The organism is Gordonia sp. UCD-TK1 (genome assembly GCF_001691435.1).
GTDB classification, from domain to species: Bacteria; Actinomycetota; Actinomycetes; order Mycobacteriales; family Mycobacteriaceae; genus Gordonia; species Gordonia hongkongensis.
This window is the reverse complement of the sequence record NZ_LZMP01000003.1, coordinates 67,406-89,888: the sequence shown is the minus strand read 5'-3', so window position 1 is coordinate 89,888 and position 22,483 is coordinate 67,406. Positions and strand designations below refer to the sequence as shown.

19 protein-coding genes are annotated in these 22,483 nt (G+C 67.9%); 8 read left to right on the top strand and 11 right to left on the bottom strand.

The window, feature by feature from the left end; translation table 11 throughout:
- Window positions 1-38: 38 nt before the first annotated feature.
- From A9310_RS03360 to A9310_RS03340, 5 genes are read left to right on the top strand one after another with little or no spacing between them, the layout of a single operon-like run.
- The gene (locus A9310_RS03360) at window positions 39-452 is read left to right on the top strand and encodes a hypothetical protein (RefSeq protein WP_065629382.1); all 414 of its coding nucleotides are present in this window, start codon (window positions 39-41) and stop codon (window positions 450-452) included.
- On the top strand, window positions 449-871 hold the full coding sequence (locus A9310_RS03355; protein ID WP_065629381.1) for a hypothetical protein: 423 nt from the start codon (window positions 449-451) through the stop codon (window positions 869-871). Before A9310_RS03360 ends, A9310_RS03355 begins: the two co-directional genes overlap by 4 nt.
- A 3-nt stretch (window positions 872-874) precedes the next feature.
- Complete coding sequence (locus A9310_RS03350; protein ID WP_065629380.1) at window positions 875-1,438, top strand: DnaB-like helicase N-terminal domain-containing protein; 564 nt, start codon at window positions 875-877, stop codon at window positions 1,436-1,438.
- Window positions 1,439-1,455: 17 nt separating this feature from the next.
- Complete coding sequence (locus tag A9310_RS03345) at window positions 1,456-1,668, top strand: hypothetical protein (protein WP_065629379.1); 213 nt, start codon at window positions 1,456-1,458, stop codon at window positions 1,666-1,668.
- 43 nt (window positions 1,669-1,711) lie between these two features.
- Complete coding sequence (locus A9310_RS03340; protein WP_065629378.1) at window positions 1,712-2,305, top strand: thermonuclease family protein; 594 nt, start codon at window positions 1,712-1,714, stop codon at window positions 2,303-2,305.
- A gap of 7 nt (window positions 2,306-2,312) precedes the next feature.
- On the opposite strand, the gene A9310_RS25495 is transcribed toward A9310_RS03340, so the two are convergent.
- The 3 genes from A9310_RS25495 to A9310_RS03325 form a co-directional block, all read right to left on the bottom strand.
- Window positions 2,313-2,858: a hypothetical protein gene (locus A9310_RS25495; RefSeq protein WP_139104525.1), complete on the bottom strand. Its 546-nt coding sequence runs from the start codon at window positions 2,856-2,858 to the stop codon at window positions 2,313-2,315.
- Between the two features lie 429 nt (window positions 2,859-3,287).
- The gene (locus A9310_RS03330; protein ID WP_065629376.1) at window positions 3,288-3,863 is read right to left on the bottom strand and encodes a hypothetical protein; all 576 of its coding nucleotides are present in this window, start codon (window positions 3,861-3,863) and stop codon (window positions 3,288-3,290) included.
- A gap of 17 nt (window positions 3,864-3,880) precedes the next feature.
- Window positions 3,881-4,357, bottom strand: coding sequence for a hypothetical protein (locus A9310_RS03325; protein ID WP_139104524.1), 477 nt, complete (start codon window positions 4,355-4,357; stop codon window positions 3,881-3,883).
- A 250-nt stretch (window positions 4,358-4,607) separates the two neighbouring features.
- Between A9310_RS03325 and A9310_RS24965 the strand changes: the two genes are divergently transcribed.
- The 3 genes from A9310_RS24965 (at window position 4,608) to A9310_RS03310 (ending at window position 11,617) form a co-directional block, all read left to right on the top strand.
- On the top strand, window positions 4,608-4,967 hold the full coding sequence (locus tag A9310_RS24965; protein WP_083207242.1) for a hypothetical protein: 360 nt from the start codon (window positions 4,608-4,610) through the stop codon (window positions 4,965-4,967).
- 5 nt (window positions 4,968-4,972) lie between these two features.
- Window positions 4,973-11,194: a MobF family relaxase gene (gene mobF / locus A9310_RS03315; protein ID WP_254661159.1), complete on the top strand. Its 6,222-nt coding sequence runs from the start codon at window positions 4,973-4,975 to the stop codon at window positions 11,192-11,194.
- Between the two features lie 105 nt (window positions 11,195-11,299).
- Window positions 11,300-11,617 (top strand): hypothetical protein, encoded by a 318-nt coding sequence (locus A9310_RS03310; RefSeq protein WP_139104523.1) that lies wholly within the window; start codon window positions 11,300-11,302, stop codon window positions 11,615-11,617.
- 68 nt (window positions 11,618-11,685) lie between these two features.
- Here A9310_RS03310 and A9310_RS03305 read toward each other — a convergent pair whose 3' ends face one another.
- The 8 genes from A9310_RS03305 to A9310_RS03270 form a co-directional block, all read right to left on the bottom strand.
- Window positions 11,686-12,705 carry a DUF2971 domain-containing protein gene (locus A9310_RS03305; RefSeq protein ID WP_083207241.1) on the bottom strand — a complete coding sequence of 340 codons (1,020 nt, stop codon included), beginning with the start codon at window positions 12,703-12,705 and terminating at the stop codon, window positions 11,686-11,688.
- 67 nt (window positions 12,706-12,772) lie between these two features.
- Window positions 12,773-13,168, bottom strand: a complete 396-nt coding sequence (locus tag A9310_RS03300; protein ID WP_065629419.1) for a PLD nuclease N-terminal domain-containing protein — start codon at window positions 13,166-13,168, stop codon at window positions 12,773-12,775.
- A 25-nt stretch (window positions 13,169-13,193) separates the two neighbouring features.
- Entirely contained in the window at window positions 13,194-13,625 is a 432-nt protein-coding gene (locus tag A9310_RS03295; RefSeq protein ID WP_139104522.1) for a hypothetical protein, read from the bottom strand.
- A gap of 194 nt (window positions 13,626-13,819) precedes the next feature.
- Window positions 13,820-14,236 (bottom strand): hypothetical protein, encoded by a 417-nt coding sequence (locus A9310_RS03290; RefSeq protein WP_035755709.1) that lies wholly within the window; start codon window positions 14,234-14,236, stop codon window positions 13,820-13,822.
- Between the two features lie 215 nt (window positions 14,237-14,451).
- A complete protein-coding gene (locus A9310_RS03285; protein WP_254661158.1) occupies window positions 14,452-20,187 on the bottom strand; it encodes a DEAD/DEAH box helicase family protein in 5,736 nt (1,911 codons plus the stop codon).
- 41 nt (window positions 20,188-20,228) lie between these two features.
- A complete protein-coding gene (locus A9310_RS03280) occupies window positions 20,229-20,813 on the bottom strand; it encodes a hypothetical protein (RefSeq protein ID WP_065629370.1) in 585 nt (194 codons plus the stop codon).
- A 283-nt stretch (window positions 20,814-21,096) separates the two neighbouring features.
- Window positions 21,097-21,366: a hypothetical protein gene (locus A9310_RS03275; protein ID WP_139104521.1), complete on the bottom strand. Its 270-nt coding sequence runs from the start codon at window positions 21,364-21,366 to the stop codon at window positions 21,097-21,099.
- 119 nt (window positions 21,367-21,485) lie between these two features.
- Window positions 21,486-22,418: a hypothetical protein gene (locus A9310_RS03270; RefSeq protein WP_065629368.1), complete on the bottom strand. Its 933-nt coding sequence runs from the start codon at window positions 22,416-22,418 to the stop codon at window positions 21,486-21,488.
- Window positions 22,419-22,483: the final 65 nt, after the last annotated feature.

The window sequence follows — 22,483 nt, the reverse complement described above, 5'->3', positions numbered from 1 at the left end:
GACGACACCCACCAGCACACCGACCAAGGAGAACCAGGATGAGCCGTCCATCCGACTACCGCGCCATCAACCACACCGGCCAGTGGAGCTTCGGTGGTCTCGCGATCACCGCCGACAATGCCTCCCTGTGGGCAACCCCCGCCGCCGCGGATCCCGCCGACACGTCAGCACCCCAGGTGCAGACCAGCCTCGCAAACGTCGACGACGATCTCGTCATCACCATCGACGTCCCCGCCGGACACATTCACGCCGTCACCGTCACCGACGCGGGCCTTCAGATCACCATCGCCGACATCGGCCCGGACTGCTGCCGCATGTGCGGAGAACACTTCAGCAACCCGCACACTCCTGGATGCACGGTTGGAGCCGCCGACGAGGCCGCGCTCGCCGCCCAGGACGACACAGCCATGCTCGCCGCCCTCCGTACCAATGCCGAACGGAGGCCCCGATGAGCTACACCCTCGACGCCGCTCTCGCCGACATCACGGCCGCCACCGGGCTGGTGTTCACCCGCACCGCTTTCGGCGCGCAGCGCAGCGGGCACCTCGCCTACACCCGCACGCGCGACGCCGTGGTGATCATCGACGACAACTGGCAAGCACTCATCGACAACGGCGCCGGCGTCTTCGTGCCGAGCAACCCGCACCGCCCGCCCGTCCACCCGATCGTCATCGCCGTCTACGAAGACGGCGACCTCACCCGCCTCCCGCTCACAGAGGTGAACACCCGCCTCGCCGACATCGATGTGCTTCCCCATCTGCTCGACCAGGCCCTCGAACTGGCCGAGCGCGCCCGCCGAGAGTGCGGCCACTACCTCAACTACGACTACGACGGCCGCGGCGACACCGAACGACGCCACCAGGTGATCTGAACCATGCCCGCCGAGACCCCACCCGACCCGTCGGCGAGCGCCGCCCACCACGACGCGGTACTCACCGACGGCCACGGGTGGGCCAGCGACACCGGCCACGCCGAGGTCCTGTTCCTCTCGGCGCTGCTGTGGGCCACACCCGCCCACCACGACGACCTCGCCGCCATCGTCGGCCTGGTCCGCGCCGAGGACTTCTACGTGCCCGCCCACGGCGCACTGTTCACGATCATCGCCGAACTCATCGCCGACGGCGCCCGCCGCGCGCACGACGCCACCACCGTCGCCCACGAACTACGTCGCCAGGGACGTGCGGCCACCCTCGGCGCCGAGCACCTCACCCGTGCGCTCGTCGCGGCGACCGCCGCCGGCGCCGACGGTATCCAGGCCCGCCACTACGCGGCGATGGTCGTCGCCGACGCCTACCGCCGCCGCTACCGCGCCGCCGGAGACGGCATCACCCACGCCGCCGACCACCTCCCCGAGGCCGAACTGTGGGACTACATGTGCGCCCACGGCATCGCACTCCGCGAGCACCGCACCCGCCTGTCAGCCCTGCGCCCGAACTGAACCGAAAGGACACCGCCATGCCCACCGACACCGACACCCGTTACCCGGCCGCCGATCTGGCCAAGCTCCACGCCGACGCCTACACCCTGCGCCACGTCGACAACCTCACCTGGGACCAAGTCGCCGCAGCACTCGACGAACCCGTCGCGGTGGTCAAGGACTGGGCGCAGACCTACATCGACCGCACCGACGCCGCCGCCGCCGAACAGCAAATGTCGCTGTTCGACTGACCCATCCAACTGCCCTCGCTCGACGTCGTTCGGAGCCCGCCCCATGCGCACCCTCGCCCGTTTCGTCTCCCGCACCGTGCTGCGCCTCGCGGTGCTCGCCGCACTCGTGGTGGCAGCGTTCGTGGCCCTCAGTGGTGTCGTCGACGCCCTCCCCGCACCCGCCGACCTGTGGACACGGGCGACCACTGTTGCCGAGCCGTCGCGACCCTCAGGCGACACCATGCCCGCAGTAGTCACTCGCGTCGTCGACGGCGACACGATCGTCGTCTCCACCGACACCGATCCCGCGCTCACCGTGCGGCTGCTCGGCATCGACACCCCCGAGGTCCGCAAACCCCACACCCCGGTCCAGCCGTGCGGCCCGCAAGCCAGCGACCGCACCCGCACCCTCGCGCCTGCTGGCACCGCCGTGCGTCTCGAGTACGACCCCACCCAAGACCACACCGACCGCTACGGCCGCGCCCTGGCCTACGTCTGGATCGGCGACACGATGCTCAATTGCACACTCGTCGCCGAAGGGTGGGCACGCACCTACGTCTACAACCACCAACCCGGCCGCCACGCCGACGCCCTCGCCGACGCCCAACGCGACGCGCAGACAGCCCGAGCCGGTGTCTGGGGCCAGTGCCCGCGATAGCCGAACCTCAGACGCGCACAGGGATGGGCACCCGCAGCGGCGGTGCCATGGTGATCCACCGTCCGGTCCGGACCCGATGCGCCAGCACGAGCGCGACCACGCACGCCGCAGCAACACCGACTAACCCCCAGAAAGCCAACGCGTAGCCCTCGCAGATGTTGTATGCCGCGTGCGCCAACGCGAACCCGATCACGAGCCGGTAGTCACGCCACCGCCAGACCATGTACGCCGACACCACTGCCCACAGGGCCATGCTCACCCAGAGGCCGGCCCCGTAGTACACGTGATAGGCCAGCCGCATCGGAACGAGCACGCACAACGCCGCGATCAAGCCTGCGCGAGTCGACGGCAGCCACATCGCCAGCGCCGCGATCGGCACCGCGACAACGAACACTTCCTCACCGAACCCGGCCCTCAGTCCCGCGATGACCGCGGCCGCCAACGGACGCTGCGCTGCCGTGCTCGCGTCGTCGACGGCAAGCGCTGGCAGCGCGAGTTCGACGAGCCACCGAACGCCGAGAGTGGCGTACACGCTCAGTACGTACACGCTCACGCACGCCAGGTAGGTCGAGCGCGACAATGGCGCTCGGCGTGTCCACTTCGGCCAGGTCCACCACGGCCGACTGGCGGTATCGCTCAGCACCAGAGTGCCGAGGACAAACACAAGCACTCCGGCGATCGGCCACACCCATAGGTTCTTCTCGTTAGACCAGGCAAACGGTTGCGAGGTGGGTCCTTCGCCGAAGCCAGCAACCGCGGAGTAGATGCTCACGCCGAACGCGGCGAGGTATGACCCCGCGGCGACCACGAGCGCACCGCCACGCAAAGCGTTGAACCGCTGACGCTCGCTCAGTCTCTGCGAGCCAGTCGATTTGAGTTCGAGCATCGAAGTTTCCCAATCTGGGCTCGGGCGGGGGTACGGCGCAATGCTGTGAGGAGCACGGTGTGAGCGCCGGGCACTAACACAAGGCGGGTTGTTGTTTCAGAACAGGCCGAGTTGGTCGGCGGGTGTGGACGGTACGGGTTGGAACAGTCGGTGTGCGTGGTCGGGGTCGCCGCCGTCGCGTAGGTAGGTGCGCAGCATGATCGAGCGCGCGGCGCGGTCGATGGCGGTGGTTGGTCGTGATCCGCGGTGGCGGCCGAGGCCGACGGCGTAGGTGAGGTTGTTGGTCTGGGTGCCGATGCGCACGTGGGCGGAATCGACGCGCACGCACAGTGGTTCGTTGCAGTAGTGCTCGCCGATGTCGGCGGCGTCGGCGCCGAGGTCGGGGTGCACCAGCAGCAGTGCGAAACGGTGCGCACTGATCGCTCGTTGGCGGTTGTTTCGGCGGAAGGTGAATCGGCCGTACCCGTCGGGGGAGCTGATCGCGCCGATCCAGTACCAGCAGCCACGGGGTGTGAGTACGACGTGCTGCCAGAAGTGTTGCTCGGCGCGAGCATCGGGCATCAGCGTCGGGTCGGTGACCACACCCGGCGACGGTGTCGCGGTGCCGACCGCCAGGTGGGTGGCCGGCACCGCGAACAGGCCGAGTTGATCGTGGTCGGGGTCGACACTCATGGCCGAACCGTAGAACCCTAGGCCGACATCACCGCGGGATCAGAGGGCTCGGCGCGGGTCTCATCGGGGGCCGCATCCGGATCGCCGGGGGTCGGTGCTGGCTCCGAGCTGTTGGTGGCTTTCTTGGTCCCGACGGACAGGCCCGCCTCACGCAGCAGCGTCTTGGCCTTCGCGGCACTGATCTCCACGAGATCGGCCGCTCCACTAACACTTCCTACCCGCTCGGCGATCGCGGCGAGCGCGGCGGCTTTCGCCTTCGCTGACCGCTCGGTGATCACGCGCAGTTCCGCTTCGGCAGCGGCGAGTTCGGAGTCGGCTTGCAGGAACTCGGCGATGTTGGCCTCGTTGGCTTCCATCACCCGCAACTCGGCTTCGAGTTTGCGTTCGAGTTTCTCGCGTTCCTCGGCTCGACGCGTCTCCAACGCCCCGAGGGTTCGTTTGCGCGCAGCAGCACGCGCCTGACTGGCAGTGAGTTTTGAATTGTTCGACGGCATACCCGACACGATAACGCCGGCCAACGCCCCCTCGCCGCCGCCACACGCCCACTCTCGGTGCACTTTTCACCCTCACTCCCCCTCACCTCGCCACCATTTCCGCCTTCCCGCTTCCGCCCCTCAGCCTTCTCACCTGCACCACACCCCGAACCGGCTCACACCACACCTCACCCCACACCTCACCCCACGAACCTACAACCGCTTTAACTCCAACACACCTCTTGCATTCCGGATTCGTCCGACGAAATTAATGTGCCAGAATGCAGCCATGGCCGCTGCCGGGACGTGCGATCACTGCGGTGGTGTGCTGCCCGGAGACGGCGCGCCGCGGCGCGGTCGGCCGCGCCGCTGGTGCTCGACGGACTGCCGTCGCGCGGCGTGGGTCCGCCGCCACGACCGGCCCGCCGCGACTGGGATGACCGCCCAGGATGCGGTGGCCCAGGTGCTGGCCTCCCCCACCGCCACCGCGGAACTTCTCGGGACGTTGGCCGAGCGGATCGAGGGCGGCGACGAGGTTGCCAGCGGAGTCATTACCGAGCTGGTCCGGGCGCACCGCGCCAGCATCCATGCGGTGGCCCGGACCAACGAGCTGCGCCCATTCCGGCGGTGACCTGAGTGACCGCAACCATCCACAAGCTCACCGCCGGCGACGGGTATGAGTACCTGACGAAATCCGTTGCGGCGATGGACGCCACCGACAAAGGTCGGGTCTCACTGGCCGACTACTACAGCGCCAAAGGTGACTCGCCGGGGCAGTGGATCGGGTCCGGGCTGGCCGGGCTGAGCGACGTCGGATCGAGCCTGGACGTCGCTGATGAGCTCGCCGAAGCACGCACCGTCGAGGCGGGGTCGATGGTGTCGGCGGCGCAGATGAAGGCACTGTTCGGTGAGGGTCGCCACCCCAACGCCACCGCGATCGAGCAGCACGCCGTGGCCTCCTCGGACTGCCGCGCTGCCCAGGCGTTGGCGGCGACGAAACTGGGCAACGCCTACGCCGTCTACAACGAATTCCCGGAGTTCCTACAGGAACTCGCGGTGGTATTCCGTGACCACAACCTCGCCCGCGGCGAGCGGTGGGATGCTGTCATCGACGACGACACCCGGGCGGCGTTGCGCACGGAGTTGGGCCGCGAGCGATTCACGAAAACCTACCGTCGGCCGCCGCGGGATTCGCGCGAGCTGTCGGGCTTCATCGCGCAGGAAAGCCGTCGGCGTCAGTCGGCGGTTGCCGGGTACGACATGACGTTCAGTCCGGTGAAATCGGTGTCGGCGTTGTGGGCGGTTGCGCCGCTGCCGATGGCCGAGAAGATCGAGGCCGCCCACCGTCAGGCGGTCGCTGATGCGCTGGCGTTCATCGAACGCGAAGCGTGCCTGTCGCGGTTGGGAACCGACGGCATCGCCCAGGTCGACACCGACGGTCTGATCGCCGCAGCCTTTACCCACCGCGACTCCCGAGCCGGGGACCCGGACCTGCACACCCACGTCGCCATCTCCAACAAGGTGCGGGTGCGTGACGCTGCCGGGATCACCCGGTGGATGGCCCTGGACGGTACCCCGTTGTTCAAGGCCACCGTGTCGGCGTCGGAGGTGTACAACTCGCGCATCGAGCTGTACCTCCAGCGCGATTTGGGGGTGTCGTTCAGCGAACGGTTCTCGGCCGATGTGCGCAAGCGACCTGTCCGCGAGATCGACGGTGTGTCCGCCGAACTGATGGCCCGGTGGTCGTCGCGGCGTGCGGCGATCGAGGACCGGATCGGTGAACTGTCGAAGCAGTTCCTCGCCGATCACGGCCGTGAACCCACCACCGGTGAGGCGTTCGATCTGGCCCAGCAGGCCACCCTGGACACCCGCGAAGCCAAGCACGAACCCCGCTCCTATGCCGAGCAGCGGCAGGCGTGGCGGGCCGATGCGCGACGCATCCTCGGCGGCGATCGGGCGATCAGCGACCTCGTGCACGAGGCCACCAATCCTCGCCCCCACACTCGCGAGCATCCGGAGTTCACTGACGAGTTGTGCACCGAGCTCGCCGGCAATTGCGTCGAGAACATCTCGGCCACGCGCGCCCGCTGGCAGCGTCCGCATCTGCGCGCCGAAGCCGAACGTCAACTGCGTGCCCGCGACTTCGCCGGCATCACCGACACCGACGAACTCGCCGCCGCCGTCGAGCGCATCGTCGACACCGCACTGGCCGCTGACACCAGCGTCGCGGTGTCCTCTGACGCCCTCGACGGCGACCTCAACGAACCCGAGGTGTTGCGTCGCGCGAACGGCGAATCAGTGTTCGTGCGACACGACGTCGCGCTGCACACCAGCACTGACATCCTCGCCGCCGAGCACCGGATTGTGGCCGCCGCCAAGCGCTCCGATGGCCGCCGACTCGACGAGACCACCGTCGAGATCGCGTTGCTCGAGCAGGCCGCCAACGGCCGCGAACTCAACGCCGGACAGGCCGCCATGGTGCGCGAGCTGGCGACCTCCGGGCGCCGTGTGCAACTGGTCCTGGCGCCCGCCGGTACCGGTAAGACCACCGCCATGCGCACCCTCGCACGGGCGTGGACCGACAGTGGCGGAACCCTCATCGGCTTGGCCCCCACCGCTGCCGCCGCGGCGGTGCTGCGCGAGGAACTGGACACCACCACCGACACTGCCGCCAAACTCGTCCAACTCGCCACTGCGGAGCGCGAACTCGCCCAGACCCGCGCCCTGGCCGCCACACCACGCTGGCGCACCATCGGTAAACCCGAGCTCGCCAACAAGGTCGCCGCCGCCAAGAAAACGCTGGCCGACCCGACATATCAGAACCTCAAACTGCCCGACTGGTACACCCAGATCGGCCCCAACACCCTCGTCGTGGTCGACGAAGCCGGGATGGCCTCCACCTCCGATCTCGATGAGGTCATTCGGTGCGTGGCCGCCCGCGGTGGCAGTGTGCGTTTGGTTGGCGACGACCAGCAGCTCGCGTCCATCTCGGCCGGCGGTGTGCTGCGCGACGTCGCCCACGAGACCGGCGCTCTCACCCTGAGCCAGGTGGTGCGGTTCTCCGATGCCGCTGAAGGTGCGGCGTCGCTGGCGCTGCGTGACGGTGACCCCGCCGCCCTCGGTTTCTACGCCGACCACGGCCGCATCCACGTCGAATCCGATGCTGCCGCCGCCGATGACGCCTACCGGGCATGGGCACGTGACCGCGCACAGGGCCGCGACACCGTGATGATTGCCGCCACCCGCGACACCGTCAACGCTCTCAACGAACGCGCCCGCGCCGACCGCCTGGCGGCCATCGACCCACACCTGCACGGGCCGGAACTGCGGCTGTCGGACGGGTTGTCGGCCAGCGTCGGCGACATCATCAGCACCCGCAGCAACCGCCGCGACCTACGCGTGTCGGCCACCGACTGGGTCCGCAACGGCGACCGGTGGCGGGTCACCCACATCGGCGCCGACGGCACCCTGACCGCCCAGCACCTCGACCTCAACCGGCACGTCCAGCTACCCGCTGACTACGTCGCCGAACACACCACCCTCGGCTACGCCTCCACCATCCATGCCGCCCAGGGCATGACCGCCGACACCTGCCACGTCATCGGCTCCGACGCCCTAGACCGCCAGCTGCTCTACGTCGCGATGACCCGCGGCCGCCACGGCAACCACATCTACCTGCCCACCACCGAAACCGACCCACACAACGCCACCACCCCCAAGGCCCGCCACCCCCAGACGGGGCTGGAAACCCTGGCGGCGATCCTCGGCCGCGACGGCGCCCAACAGTCGGCGACCACCGCCCAACGCGAAGCCGCCGACCCGTTCCTGCGCCTGGCCCGCGCCGCGGCCGCCTACGACCACGCCCTCGGTGCCGCCGCCGAACACACCCTCGGCGCCAAGGCGCTGCGCGACCTCGAACACGACGCCGACGCCCTCTACAGCACCCACACCGGCACCCCCGCGGGCACGCTCACCGCGTGCGCGGCCTGGCCCACCCTGCGCACCCACCTCGCCACGCTGGCCCTCGGTGGCGACGACCCGATCGCGCGGCTGCAGGCCGCGATCACCCACCGCGAACTGGCCACCGCCGCCGACCCGGCCGCCGTGCTCGACTGGCGACTGGACCCCACCCAACACCACTCCGCAGGCGGCGGGCCCCTGCCCTGGCTGCCGCGGGTCCCCGACGGGTTCGACGACCCCCAGTGGGCGCCCTACCTCACCCGCCGCGACGCCCTCGTCACTGACCTCGCCGCCGCCGTCACCGAACGCGCCACCGCCTGGGACGCCACCACCGCCCCCGTATGGGCCCGTCCGCTGCTACTGGCTGACCCCGAACGCGGCCGCGAGCTCGTCGCCGAACTCGCCGTGTTCCGCGCAGCCCGCGGCGTCGACGACACCGACCGCCGTCCTGCCGGACCGCGACCAGATTCCATCGCCCTGGCACGGCGGCACGCCGCGCTGACCGAGCGCGCCGACGCGCTCATCACCACCACCGCCGAGGCCGCCCGCTACGCCGACCTCGCCCGCGACCTCGACCCCCACCTCCTCGCCGACCCGTACTGGCCCGAACTCGCCGACCACCTGGCGCTGGCCGCCCGCGCCGGCCTCGACGTGCATGCCCTGGCCCACGACGCCCTCGCCGATAACCCGCTGCCCACCGAAATGCCCGCCGCCGCACTGTGGTGGCGCCTGTCCGGACAGTTGGCCCCCGCCGCCGCCGAAGCCACCAACACCGGACTGCGCCCCAACTGGGCCGACATGCTCGTCGGGATCGTCGGCGACCGCGCCGCCGACGCGATCCTCACCGACCGCGCCTGGCCCGCACTCGTGGCCGCGGTCAACGCCGCCGACCCCGCCCAGTGGAACCCCCACGAGCTACTCGACCTCGCCGACACCCTGCTCCACCACGGCGCCGACGACGACGACCACCACGCCGTCCGCCTCGACGAATACGCCCGCCTGCTCACCTGGCGAGTCGAACTGCTCGTCACCCACAGCAGCCACGCCACCGACGCTGTACCTCCGGCCGACGCTCCCCCCACCCCCGACGACGAAGCCGCCGCCGAAGCCGCCGCCGAAGCCGCCGGACTGTCCGACCCCTGGGCCGATACCCTCACCGGCCAGCCCACCGTCGACACCGACCACGAGCTCGCCGCGGTCGACGAGGACTACCTCGCTGCGCTCACCGCCACCGAACCGCCACCCGAACCCGGCGTGGACCTCGGCGCCGAGGAGTTGGACCGCTACGAGGACCTGGACTTCGACGACTTCGCCGCCGACGTTCTCGCTGCACCCGATCGGTTCGCCGCGCCGAGTGACCTCGCCGAATGCATCGCGCTGCGTTACGAACTGACCGCCCAGCTTGCCGAACTCGACACCGACATGGCGCAGCTACGCGAAGCGATCAACACCGGCACCAGCGCCCACCAGCAAGCCATGGCGCCGCACGTGCTCGCGTTGCGGGCCGCCGCCGATCACCAGTTCGCCGCGGCCTCCGACACCGCCGGCCACCACCACGACCTGATGATGGCCGAACAACTCATCGAAGATCTCACGAACCAGGCCACCGCCCTGCGCCGCACCGCCGCTCAACTGCGCGCCGCCGACACCACCGACCTCGACCCCCTCAGCGACGACGAGGCCCCCGACCTCGCTGCACTACGCGCCGAGGCCGACGCCACCGCTCTGGACTGGCGCATCACTGCCGCGGTCGCCGACCGCGACGCCCTCGCCGCCGTCTACGCCGACGCCAACACCCGCCTCGAGGAAGCGATCGCCGAATCCGGTGGTGTCCGCGTCACCGACACCGACGTCGAACTCATGCGCCTACAAGCCAGCGAACTCGACGAACTCAACCTCGCCGACCTCCGTGCCCGCCGCGCCGACCTCACCACCCGCATCTACCGAATCGACAACCGCCTCAACCACGTCCACGCACTCACCCACACCGCCCACCACCACCGCGACACCTACCTCATGCCCACCCCGGCCACCGGGCCTGTCGCTACCCCCGACGTGGTCGCACCGTCGGCGACCCAACCCGCCACCGAAGCCACCGCCACCGCGGTCGTTGAAGACGTCGATGCCGAGCTGCGCGACTGGCTGCGCGCGGACCCCCTCCGCGCCATGAGCGACGACCAGCTCACCGCGCACCTACGCACCCTCACCCGCCGCCACACCCTCGCAGTCGACGATCTGAGGACCAGCCGGCCAGCGCCCGAGCGGACGCCGCGGGTGCGCGCCGAGCACGCCGAACTCGCCGACACCGTCGACCGCATCACCACCGCCCGCACCGCAGGACTCGCCCTCGCCGACGCCGCCGACCGCGTCACCGACGCACGCACCGAGCTGGCGGTACTGCCGCCGGCCGGGCGCGGCCGCAAAGCGCGCGCCGAGCACGACCAGCACCACCAGCGTCTCGCCGAGGCGGTAGCCGCGGCCGAGCGTCAGCATCAGTACCTCGCCGCCGCCCACGAACAGACCCGTCGGGACGTCGGTGTTCCCGAACACCAATGGGACGAACTGACCGCCCGCGCCGCCGACACCGCCACGCTTGCACGCGAACTCGCAGCCGCCGAGCAGACCGATGCCCGTGCCCGCCAGCTCCACCAGACGGCCATCGACGATCGCGACGCCGCAGCCGCCGCCATAGCTCACGCCCGAGCCGAAGTGGCCCGCCGCCACGACCTTCCCGACGAGGCCCGGGCCGTCGAAGACTCGATCCGCACGGCACTTGACCACACAGGAACCCAAGCTGAACCTACGACCGTCCCTTCCGCGTCGGCCGCGCTGCCGCCCCGCACCAGCGATCTACCGCCGGACACTGCGCCTCGCCGAGACTCCGGATACGACATCTGAGCTGAGCTGACGGCGAAGATCCTGCTGTAAGCCATCGCGTACACGCGCCGTGTCTGCATCCCCAGCTAACCTCTCGGGCAGCCGAAACACCCGAAGGAGCGCGCAATGACCGAACCCGTGCCTGTACCCGTTCTTAACGATGGAGGCGACTGGTGGATGCTGATCGAGGTTAGATACACCGACAGTCCGGACCCCGTCCAGAACTACTGCAAGGTGCTGCAATGGGAACGCACCGTCGACCCGCACGGCCAGCCGATGATCGCCGCCTGGCTGGCCGGCTCCCCGCCAGTTCGATCTGACCGCGACGTGACACAGGGCAGGACGGGGGTGCGATACATCCACAGAAGGCAGTTCGTCCGCCTCACCCGAGACGACATTGAGCGTCTCAGACAGACCACCCAGTGGCGCACTTTCGAGTTCTGAAAGCTCCCCCGGCGCAACACCGAGGGAAATCGTCATTGACTACGCGGCACTTGGGGCTACCTCTCCGGTTATCCCCGGAATGGAACCTCGGACCCCCTTACTACACGGGGGTCGTGCCCCTGCATCTTCAATAGCTCACGGGCCGCGGCTATCTGGCCATCCTGTACTGCATGTGGGCCTACAATCAGTGCTCCGATTGTAGGATGCGTGTGATCATCGAACCGCAAGTTGACGCCCACCTCAAGGTAAGGCACTAGACCGGAACGGCCCGAACGGACGTTCACCGGATATTTCGCCTCGCTGATCGCCCAGAGCCGCCACTCCTGTTCCTCAGCGAATGCATCGTCCTTTACCGTCGCGATCTCACGGAATACCTGCTCAGCCAGAAACTGAAGATGCGGTGCATCACCCTCTCGAATGAGTCCTCCCATTCCGGTGGTATGCCAGCGAGCGATCGTGGACGACACAAAGAGTTCTGCTCGGCGCTCGGCCTCTGTTTCGCCGTAGCCGACTTTGCGCAGCTCGGTGCGGAAGGCGGTTGTCCCCATCGCGGTTGACTTGGGATGGAAGGCGAAAGTGTGACCGGCCAGCGCATCCCAGGTAAAACCGATCGCGAAGCCGCCCGTACCGCCACCGTAGCCACGCCACTGTGACAAGAGGTCGGGCTCCGCGCTCAACGACACCGCGAAGCACCCAAACTCCCAGTCGTAGACCGACAGATTCGCAAAGGCGTCCGCGACCGCAGTGAACGCGTTCCCCAGAACGTCGTCGACGCCGGGCCGGCTGGCCGCGCGACGGAGGTGGCGGTGAAAGATCTTGGCTCCAAAGAGCAGTTCTTGCTCGTCATTCATGTAGCGGGCATCCGATGCCCACAATTTCGCAGCCGACGCATGAACTGCCGAGTCCGGGTATTCGATCGGCCATCCCCCCGGAGCGATGATCCCTGTTAGCGCAGCGGAATCGGTGTAGTGGTACAGCAGATCTGGTCCGAGTTCGTCATCAGGTAGGGATTCGTTAGGGCCGGATTGCGCAGCGAACAGCTGACTTATCGGAAAACTGCTCTCCGCTGTGGGATCACCGAACACCATCGCCTGATTATGACGTACCTACCCCGCACTGGTGGTTGCGATCCGCCATGCGCATCGATTCTGACCCTCACGTGGAGGCCGGCGGCGGGCCCATGTCGTCTGGGCGGTCAGATCGGTCGGCGGCGCGTTGCTGCTTGCGGGCGGTCTGGCGTTGCTGTTCGGCTCGATCGCGCAACTGCTGCAGGAATTCCCGGTCTGCCTCAGGATCTTGCGGGACGTAGCGGCCCGGGTGGTCGTATTCCGGGAACTCGCTGGCCGCACTCGTGTGCTGCCGGTGTGGTCGCTCATCAGTGGCCGGGCGTCCGACCGCCAGCCACACCAGCGCACCGACCAACGGCAGCATCACCACCAGGATTACCCAGGCGAACTTGGGTAGCCCGCGCACGGCGGCGTCGTCGGTGTTGATGATGTCGATCAGTGCGATCACTAGGATCACCAGGTAGATCAACCCGAGATACGGCACGTCCACTCCCTCTTCGTCACGCCGGTCACCAGACCTGCTGTATCCACAGCGGATGTCCGTTCAGGCTCTTGGTTCGGTCAACGTAGACCGCGATCACGACCCTCCCGCCTGGGTGGGCGGCGGCCTCGGAGATGACCTGATGACCGGTCACGTCATTCCAGCTGGCGGCCTTGTCCGGACGGTAGTACGCCCCGGCGCGATAGCGGGAGTCGGTTTCCAGGATGACGCCCCAGTAATCGTTGCCCAGGACGGCGTTGATGACCCGACCGGCGCCGAGGTGGGCGGCGGCCACGGTGTCGGCGTGGCTGAGTTCGATCACCACCATCCCCGGTTGCGACGTCTCGACGATCCGCGCGGCCTGCGCCGGCGGACTGGACAGCACCACCCCACCGGTAGCTACCGCGAGACTGAGCGCCGCACCCGCCACCCCCGCGCGTATCCCCGACCTCGTCAGCATCGTGTATTCCCTTTAATAACCCCGACCTTTGTCATCGCGAATGGTAGTGCCAGGACGTCCACCCCGTCGACGCCTCAGTCGGAACGCGGTGAACGTCACTGTTTGCCAGCACCGCCCGCCCGACAGCGTCGTCCGTCCGATCGACCGAACGACAAAGGGTCGCACAAGCAATTCCTGCGCGACCCTTGGTGTCGTCAGCGGACTTTACGTAGGTAGACGTCGCCGGTGGGGACGCCGCCGGCGAACAGAACACCTTTGTAACCGTGTGGTGTCTTGCGTAGTTCGATGCGGGAGTACCAGTGCGCGACTGGGTCACCGGCGATCGAGACGATGCCGCCGTTTCGGGTCTGGGTGATGTGGCTGTTGGTGGCATTCCACGGCCCGACGCCGTAGATGTCTTGGAACAGACGGTTGCCGATCACTCGCGCGTTGGATTCCGGGTAGGGGATGACGCCGTACATGACCAGCTGGTACTTATATCGGCCGTCGTCGATCTTCGCGTGCGCTTGCCCACTACCTAGGCCGAGACCCGTGGCGAGGCCGGCGGTGATGAGAAGTCCGGCGACGATGGTCTTGACGGCGGTGGAGAGTCGAGCTGTTTGCAAAGGCATGAAGTCACGTCCTGTTCGGTATCGGTTGCTGGTGATGGGTGCGCGGGTGGTTTGGCGGTTCGCTTCTATCACGAACCTGGGACAGGCGTGGCCGGGTCCGAGGCGGCCTGCTCGACCTGCTTGCCAGGCCGGGCCGAGAACCGCATCGGGGGTGCGACAGCGAGCTCGCACCCGCCATCGTCTGCGTCTGAGCGCGGTGAACGTCACTGTCGCGCTCACAGGTCCAGGTCCGGGTCGCGTTGGGGCTGTGGCCCGTTATCGAGTGGGTCGTGTGGCGGGGGCTGCGATCCGGTGTTCTCTGTGCGTTCTGCCTCTGGTGGGGGTCGGGTGTCGGCGAGCAGTGTCCCGATCCCCGGTTCTGCTGTGGTGGTGTCCTTCTCGTTCTTCTCGGCCTGGTAGAGCTCTGCTCGGTGTTGGTGGGAGCGTTTCATCACGGCGACGTAGTCGGCGGCATGGTCGAGTCCTGCTTCTTCGACCATGACCGGTGTCGGGTTGAGTTCCAGACTCCAGCCGGGTTCACGACCGGCGCTACGCATCCGTTCCTCGGCGGCCTGGCGGGCGGCGACAGCTTCCTCGGACTGTTGGGCCCGTTCGATCTCCATCCGCAGTTGTCGTAGCCGAACCTGTTTGGTCTGCAACTCATCCGCCCGGGCGAACGGTGCGTCGATACGCGGCGCATTGACCTCGACTTCGCGACGGTAGCTGGCGATGTCGGCGACCAGTTGAGCACGGGTGTCGTCGAGTCCGGTGTACAGATTCTCCAGACGGGTGGCGAGCCCAGACGCCGTGGCGGTGCGCCGCTCGGCGGAGGTGAACACCTGAGAGGCGTCCACAGTGAACCCCGGCCGCCCAGGGCAATCGAGCCACACATGCACTTTGTCCTGGGCGAACTCGCGTGAGGCGTGCGCTTGCAGCCCCGACGGTATTGACGCGATCGGCATGGATTGCTTCATGCCAGCACCTTTGAGCTCGTGGTAGACCGCGGTGACCCGCGACAACAGCGCCTCGGACCGTTCCGGACGTTTCGACCGGGGCCGGTCTCCGGTGACGACGAACTCCTTGCCGGCGTCAATCCACTCCTGGTGACCGGCCAGCAGAAGATCGAGTTTCTCGATGCTGCCTTCCAGCCGTGGGATGGCCCGGTCCGCTGCGGCCACGACCCGCCGCGCGTGGGAGCGGGAGTCGGCGTGGGCGCTGGCCAGTGCGGACAGGCTTTTCACCTCGTCTTCCAGGGTGGCCATTTCGAGGAACCGTTCGTCGCCGGTCGCGGCGGCTTTGGTCGCCGCGGCCGCCTCAGACAGTGAGTCGTCGGCGATGTCGTCGACTTCGGCGACGTCGTCGAGTTGCCCGCGTTTGGCCTGTTCGATGAACGCCGCCTTGGATTCGACTTTCGACCACATGACGGTGTCGGTGGTGCCTGCGGTGACGTAGTTCAGAATCTCGATCTGCGGATTCTGGTTGCCTTGGCGGATGATCCGGCCTTCGCGTTGCTCGAGATCGGCGGGTCGCCACGGCACGTCCATGTGGTGCAGGCCGATGAGGCGGCCTTGGACGTTCATGCCGGTGCCCATCTTCGAGGTCGACCCGACCAGCACTGCGATCCGACCAGCGCGGCAGTCGGCCTGCAACGCCAGTTTCTGCGACGGCGACTTGGCGTCGTGGATGAACGCGATCTTCTCCGCGGGCACCTGATACTGCTCGACGAGAAGGTCTTTGAGGTTGGAGTACACCGACGGGCCGTCGGGTCGCGGGGTGCCACGGTCACAGAACACCAGCTGCAACGCTCCTCGGATTGGGGACCGCTCCCCTTCCTCGGTGAGGTATTCGTTGTCGGCGGTGGCGTGGTAGATGCGGGCGACTTGTTCGGCCACGGCATCGGCGCGGGTGTTTCCCGGATCCGGTTCGAGGTTGGCCAGCGCCGGGTCGAGGGCGACGTTGCGGCCGTCGTTGAGGATCTTGAGCACGTTGTCGATGTCGGCGCGTCGCGGGTCGAGATGGTCGGCCCGATAGTCGAGGTCGGCGATGAAATCGCGCCGCTCTTGACCGGGGGTGCTGGTGATGATCTGCCGCCCGTCATGGGTGGGCAGATTGGCTGGGACCTGTTCACGGACAACGACGTCGGTGTACTGGGCGGCCATGGCGAACATCTCTTTCGGGTTCGCGAACGCCGACACCTTCGACACGACACGCAGTTTGGTGCCGGTGGCGTTGGGAATCGTCTCCGAGCGGGTCGCGGTGAACGACGCCGCCCAGTCGGTGATCGAGCGGACCCCGGCCGCCTCCAGCACATCCGGGCGTAGGTATTGCTGCATCACCCACGACTCGGCGAGCGAGTTCGCGATCGGGGTGCCGGTGGCGAACGTCGCGACCCGCTCAGCGCCCGGGGTAATGACCCGCCCGGCCGCGGCCGCCTGGTGTTGGCGGCGTTCACGCAGGTAGTCCAGCTTCAACGACAGGTCCTCGGCCTTGTTCGACCCGGTCAGTGACAGCGAGTCGATCGTGCACTGGCGGCCCTTGTTTTTGTACTCGTGGGCCTCGTCGACGAACAGATAGTCCGCGCCGGTGTCTTCGAACAACACCCCGTGGTCCTTCTTGGCCTGATCGGTCGCGGCGTCGAGTCGTTTCTGGAGCTGCTTCTTTGCCTGTTCGATCTTCTTGACCGTTGCCTGGGTCATGTCGCCCGCGCTCGCAGACAATTCGGCGTCGAGTTCGGCGAGCTGGCCGGCGATGTAGTCGACACGGCGTTGCGGGTGGACCCGGATCGCGGAGAACACCGAGGCTGGGATGATGACCATGTCCCAGTCGCTGGTCGCGGTCTGGGCGGCGAACACGCGACGGTCCTCAGGCGACATGCCTTTGCGTCCCACGAGCACGTTGGCCGCGGGGTACCACATCTTCACTTCGCGGCCGAACTGCTCGATCAGATGGGTGGGCACCACGATCCACGGCTGATTGACCAGGCCGCGGCGTTTGAGCTCCATCGCCGACATGAACATCGTGCCGGTCTTGCCCGCGCCGACCACGTGATCGAGCAGCACCGTCGGCTCGGCGAGAATCCGCGCCACCGCATCGCGTTGGTAGGGGTGCGGCTCGAACACCGGGGACAACCCGGGCAGCACCAGCCTGGACCCGTCGTGCTCGGGGCGGACCCAGGTGTTGAAGCGGCGATTCCACTCAGCGACGAGGCGGTCACGGCGCTCATCATCCGACCACAGCCACGACCGGAACTCGGTGGAGATCTTCTCCGCTTGGACCTGGGCGAGGATGGTGGCCTGGGCATCGACTTCCGGTGCCCCCTCTTCCTGCGCCGGCCCCGAGTTCTTGACCACGATCGACCGTTGGTTGAGCAGCATCTCGGTGAGGTCGATCGCATCGAGCGCCTTGTTCCTCCTGTCGGCATTGTCGGCGCCGTACTCGGTGCGCATCAGCGCGCTGTTGCGTTCGTCAGGTGGCACCTCGACGCCCCACGAACCGGCCGCGCGCGTCACTCGGGCACTCGTGGCGCCGAAGGTCTCGCGCACGAACGCTTCGTAGTCGCGCGGCTCGATCCAGGTCGGTCCGAGCTTGACCGACCCGATCTGGGAGGGTTGCTTGTCGTCCGGAATCACCTGCGCCAGTGCTTGTGTTAGCTCTGCCCAGTCCCGGTTCCCGGGATCGGTGCGGGCAGCTTCGGCGGCGCGGGCGTGTTTGGCGCGCACGTTGCCCGACAACGCTGTGGGTGCGGGTATCAGATCTTCGGGCATGTCGGGATCGGCGTAGACCAGCCCACGGATCGACTCGCGCGCTTGGGCGGCGGGTTGGTCGAGCAGTTCGGCGACACGGTCGAGATCGACTCGCCCGCGTTCACCGAGACTGATCGCGACGGCTTCGGCCGGGGTGTCCGCGCGTGACACCGGGACCGGGGCGACGACGACGTCGCGGGAGAACACCGCGGTCTTGCTGACCGTGCCGGTCTGGTCGTCGTAGCGTTCCAACGCCAGCACGCCGGCCATCCCCGGATCGGCGCGGACCGCCTCGAGATGGGTTTGGCGCCGCGAGGGTGCGCTGACCTGCCATGCCTTCTCATCGAGCTCGGCCGCCACGTCCTCGGGCAGCGGGCCGGGATAGTCGGCGCCGTCGGCGTCGCGATTGGCAGTACGCCACTTGCCTTCGAGTTCTGCGAACTTCTTCGCGGCTTCCTCGGCGGTGCGTTCCTTGCCGCCCACCAGCTTCGCCCGGTTCACCGGGCCGTAGGTGTTCAGGTATGCGTCGTAGACCTCGTTGAGGTCCGCGCGCAGCGCATCCCGCTCGGCGCGGCTGCTCTGGGTGCGCTGGGCGGCGATCGTGGCCGCGAACAGATCGCGCAGCCGCAACAGGTGCCGGGTCTCGGTGGTGCGGGTCGCGGGCACCTTCATCGGCTCATCGCCGTCGATTCCGCGGCGGGTGAACACCCCGGTGGTCTCGTCGTAGTTGACGTGCCCGATCGGGATGTCCTCGCCGTAGAGGGCGGCGGCGTCCAGGGCGCCGGCGGTGAACTCCATCCCGGCTGTGGCGGTGTCGTCGGCGAGAAACAGTCCGTCGCCGCGTTCCAGTGCGGCGTCGACGATGTTGGTCAGTCGGTCGTCGAGGTCGGCGGCGACATCGCTGCCGGTTTCGGCGGACACGACGAGCATCCCGTCGCGGTAGAGCCCGCGATCGACACGCATCGTGCCCAGCACATGCTCGGGGTGGGTGGTGAAGTAGCGGTTCACCCCGATCTCGGTGGTCTCGCCGGTCCGGTCGGTGAGGGCTACGAGGTCAGAATGCAGCCAGTCGGCGTCCGCAGGTGCGGCGACGTCGGGTTCGCGGCGGCGGAACACCAGCACGTCGGTGACGACCTGGGTGCCGGCGACCCGTTCGAATGCGGTCGAGGGCAACCGCACCGCGCCGACGAGATCGGCGACGGCGTGCATGTCGCGGCGCGCCTTGTCCGAGGCCGCGTCCAAGGTCCCGGCGGTGGTGATCGCCATGACGTAGCCGCCGGGGGCGGTGAGGTTGAGCGACTTGAGCAAGAAGTGGTTGTGGATGCGGTGGCGGGCCGGATTGTGGATCGGGTCGTGCACCGTGAACCCACCGAACGGCACATTGCCGATCACCGCGGCGAACGAGCCGTCCGGGACGCGCGTGGTCTCGAAACCCTCCAACCGCACCTGGGCGTCGGGGTAGAGAAGATGGGCGATCTGGGCGGTCGTCGGGTCGAGCTCCACCCCCACCATCTGCGCGCCGGGCGGTGCCAGACCGATGAACGTGCCGCTGCCACAACCCGGTTCGAGCACCAGCCCGTCGTCGAAACCAGCGCGAGTCATCGCCGACCACATCGCTTGGGCGATCGCCGGATCGGTGTAGTGGGCGTTGAGTGTGGAGGCCTTCGCCTGACGCCACTGCTCCGAATCCAACAGGGCGCGCAACTGGTCGCGTTCGGGTGCCCACTCCGGCTTGGACTCGTCGAAGATGTCGGCCGCGGCACCCCACCCCGACCACTGCGCCAGGACCTCGTGCTCGGCGGGCGTCGCCGGGCGTCCGGTGCGCGCTGTCTCGGTGAGGACCTCGAGTGCGGCGATATTGGCGCGGGCGCGGGACTTGGCCCCGGAGGGCACCAGCACCGTCCCCGGATGGGTGAACCGGGTCGCAGCCACCACCTCGGTCGGTGCCGGGGTGGTGGCCTCGTCGAGGGCCGCGATGCTCGGCGGCTCCGGTTCCGGTGCCTCCGAGTCGGGGATGGGGTCGGGTTCGAGGCCGGCCACCACATGGTCGGCCTTGACGTAGACGACCGAGCCGTCCGGGCGGCGTGCGGGGGCGACTCGGGTGCTCGCCCACGCTGTCAGCGGCAACCCGGTCTCGGACTGCGGCACCTGCGGCAGTGCGTCGTCGGCCTTCGGTGGCAGCGGCGTGCCGCCGGGGTCGACGACGGCCGGGTCAGTGGGGATCCGCAAATCGTCCAGAGACTCAAACAGCAGTCCCTGGCCGTCGTCGACTACCTCCGCACGCGCTCGGCGTCGGCGCGATCCTGATCGGCCAGCGCTGCGTCCACCATCGCGGTCAGCTCCGGAACCAGCGGATGTGCCGGCCCGTCGGGCACCGGCAGTCCGTCGGTCAGACGTGCTTCCAGCAGTTGCTCGGCCCACACCTGAAACCGTGGTGTCTGATCCGGCCACACCTGCTCGGTCAGTCGTTCGGTCTCTCGGCTCGCCTCGATCGCCCACTGCGTCAGCCACCGCTGCATCCCGGTCATCGTGTCCGGGTTCGGCTCGTCGTCCGGCTGATCGTCGTCCTCGGGACTGCTGAATCCCTCCCACAGCGTCGCCAGCACCGTCTCCTCCGCCGAGTACCGGGCCTGCTGATACAGCCGCTGCGTCGTCAGCACGTCCGGGTCGTTGCCCCCGTGCTGGTCCCTCCACGCCGCGATCGTCGCCAGCTCGGTCTGTGACTGCGTCTGAGCGATCTCGGCCTGCAGCCGTGTCACTTCCGCGGTCAGGAAGTCCTCGAACTGCGTGCGGTCCATCTGCGTCAGTTCCTGGGCGTACCGCTCGGTCAGTGCCGTGCGCAGATCGTGAAACATCGGTGTCCTCCTCGGTGTGGGTATCCATAGTGCTCTGCGGTGCCGACATCCGCTGCCCGGATGGGTCGGTGTCGGCGAGTAGATCGAACAGATTGGGGGTGTTGTCCTCAGGGGTGGCGTTGCGTGCCATGCGTCGAGCTCCTACCAAAGTGAGGTCCACTCCCCGCCCGGACTGCGCCGGTGCAAGGGTGGGTGGCTATCGTTTCTCACTGGTCAGAGGCTCGATCTCTGACCGATCAGTGCCCTGGCAGGTGTGTCCAGCACCTGCCAGGGCCTGAATCAGTCAGATGGTCTCGCCCCAGAAGTACCACCGGTTATCCGGCGCGGACCAGAAGCACGGAGACACCCGGATGTAGGCACCCTTGTGGTTGTCGCACAGCGATTGCGAGGCGAACGGCCCGACGCGGTAGTTGGGCCAGTCCGGGCTGTCTCCGGACACCGGGGGCAGGGCTTCGGCGGCGCCGGCTCCTACGAGTGAGCCCAGGGCAATTGAGGCCCCGGCGCTCACCGCAACGGTCGCCGCGACGAAGCGGGTCGTCATGTTTTTGGTCATGGTGTCTCCAATCGGTAGCTGGTGAATTGTTCTGTGTTGGTGCTGTTGGCGGTGCATCACTCGTCGTGGGCGGCGCACGCGAATCAAGTTGCACAACAGGCATTCCCGTCTCGACCTGATCAGTCAACGTGATGCCCATTGGCCGTCTCAGTTCTTAGCGGTTGCTCCCCCTTGACGTGATCGTCGGAATCGGAGCCGCCGGACGTCCCCGAACCGCCTGCCGACGTGCCGCTCGAGTTGCCGTCCGCCCCGTGTCCGGCAAGCCCGCCTGAGGAACCACCACCGGTTGTTCCGTCTGAGGTCTTGCCGGCCATGCCCCCGGTAGCGCCGCGGCCGGACATCGTCACCGAGCCTGCGGCGCAGCCGCGCACACAAACGTCGCGGTCGAGATCGGCGGTCGCGTAGCTTTCGTAGTCGGCGGCCGGGAGGTACCGAGCGACGTTGACCGTCCGGTAATCCAGACGCCCACGGTGACGGCCTCGCATGCGGGGTCCGCAGACGATGCTCAGTGAGACCGCCGCCGCCACGTACAACCATGGCCGCGCGGAGCGAAGGTCGGCGGTGATGTCAGCAGACAGCGCTGGTGTGTGATCGTTGAGCAACGCAGACAGTGAACTGGACATCCACCACGAGGTCGCCGGGAGCGCTTGCCCGACACCGATGAACGCAGCCGCCGCACCCGCGGCGGCCAGGGCGACCGCAAGGGCACCGACCAGCCGCGAGCACTGGCCTTTCGCAGTCTCGACACACCAGATCGCTGCGTAGGCAACGGGTACGGGTAGGACGAGCATCTGTGCGAACCACACAGTCAACGCCGCGATGGTGTTGAGCAGAGCCCCGTCGGATTGCAGATTGTCGGGGGTGATCGAGAAGTAGCTGGCCGCCACAACTGCCAGCAGCGCACCCGCGACGACGGCGCCGCTCCAGTGCAGTAGCCACCCCATCTTGGCTCGACGGAGGGTGTCGTCGGTGACGTCATCACGGCCAGCCAGTTGCAGTGTCGGACCCGCAAAGGTGGTGCCGCACCCGCCAACAGCAGGAAAGACGAACATGGGTATCGGTCCTCTCAATGGATGGTGGCGGTGGTGGGAAGAGCCGCTTTGGTGGCTCTCACATG

Coding starts and splice junctions, on each gene's coding strand:
- A9310_RS03290 (WP_035755709.1), bottom strand. CDS start 14,236: ATGCCTTTGCAAACAGCTCGACTCTCCACCGCCGTCAAGACCATCGTC.
- A9310_RS03330 (WP_065629376.1), bottom strand. CDS start 3,863: ATGAGTGTCGACCCCGACCACGATCAACTCGGCCTGTTCGCGGTGCCG.
- A9310_RS03295 (WP_139104522.1), bottom strand. CDS start 13,625: ATGCTGACGAGGTCGGGGATACGCGCGGGGGTGGCGGGTGCGGCGCTC.
- A9310_RS24965 (WP_083207242.1), top strand. CDS start 4,608: ATGTGCCAGAATGCAGCCATGGCCGCTGCCGGGACGTGCGATCACTGC.
- A9310_RS03345 (WP_065629379.1), top strand. CDS start 1,456: ATGCCCACCGACACCGACACCCGTTACCCGGCCGCCGATCTGGCCAAG.
- A9310_RS03270 (WP_065629368.1), bottom strand. CDS start 22,418: ATGTTCGTCTTTCCTGCTGTTGGCGGGTGCGGCACCACCTTTGCGGGT.
- A9310_RS03355 (WP_065629381.1), top strand. CDS start 449: ATGAGCTACACCCTCGACGCCGCTCTCGCCGACATCACGGCCGCCACC.
- A9310_RS03360 (WP_065629382.1), top strand. CDS start 39: ATGAGCCGTCCATCCGACTACCGCGCCATCAACCACACCGGCCAGTGG.
- A9310_RS03305 (WP_083207241.1), bottom strand. CDS start 12,705: ATGGTGTTCGGTGATCCCACAGCGGAGAGCAGTTTTCCGATAAGTCAG.
- A9310_RS03340 (WP_065629378.1), top strand. CDS start 1,712: ATGCGCACCCTCGCCCGTTTCGTCTCCCGCACCGTGCTGCGCCTCGCG.
- A9310_RS03325 (WP_139104524.1), bottom strand. CDS start 4,357: ATGCCGTCGAACAATTCAAAACTCACTGCCAGTCAGGCGCGTGCTGCT.
- A9310_RS03280 (WP_065629370.1), bottom strand. CDS start 20,813: ATGTTTCACGATCTGCGCACGGCACTGACCGAGCGGTACGCCCAGGAA.
- A9310_RS03275 (WP_139104521.1), bottom strand. CDS start 21,366: ATGACCAAAAACATGACGACCCGCTTCGTCGCGGCGACCGTTGCGGTG.
- A9310_RS03310 (WP_139104523.1), top strand. CDS start 11,300: ATGACCGAACCCGTGCCTGTACCCGTTCTTAACGATGGAGGCGACTGG.
- A9310_RS03350 (WP_065629380.1), top strand. CDS start 875: ATGCCCGCCGAGACCCCACCCGACCCGTCGGCGAGCGCCGCCCACCAC.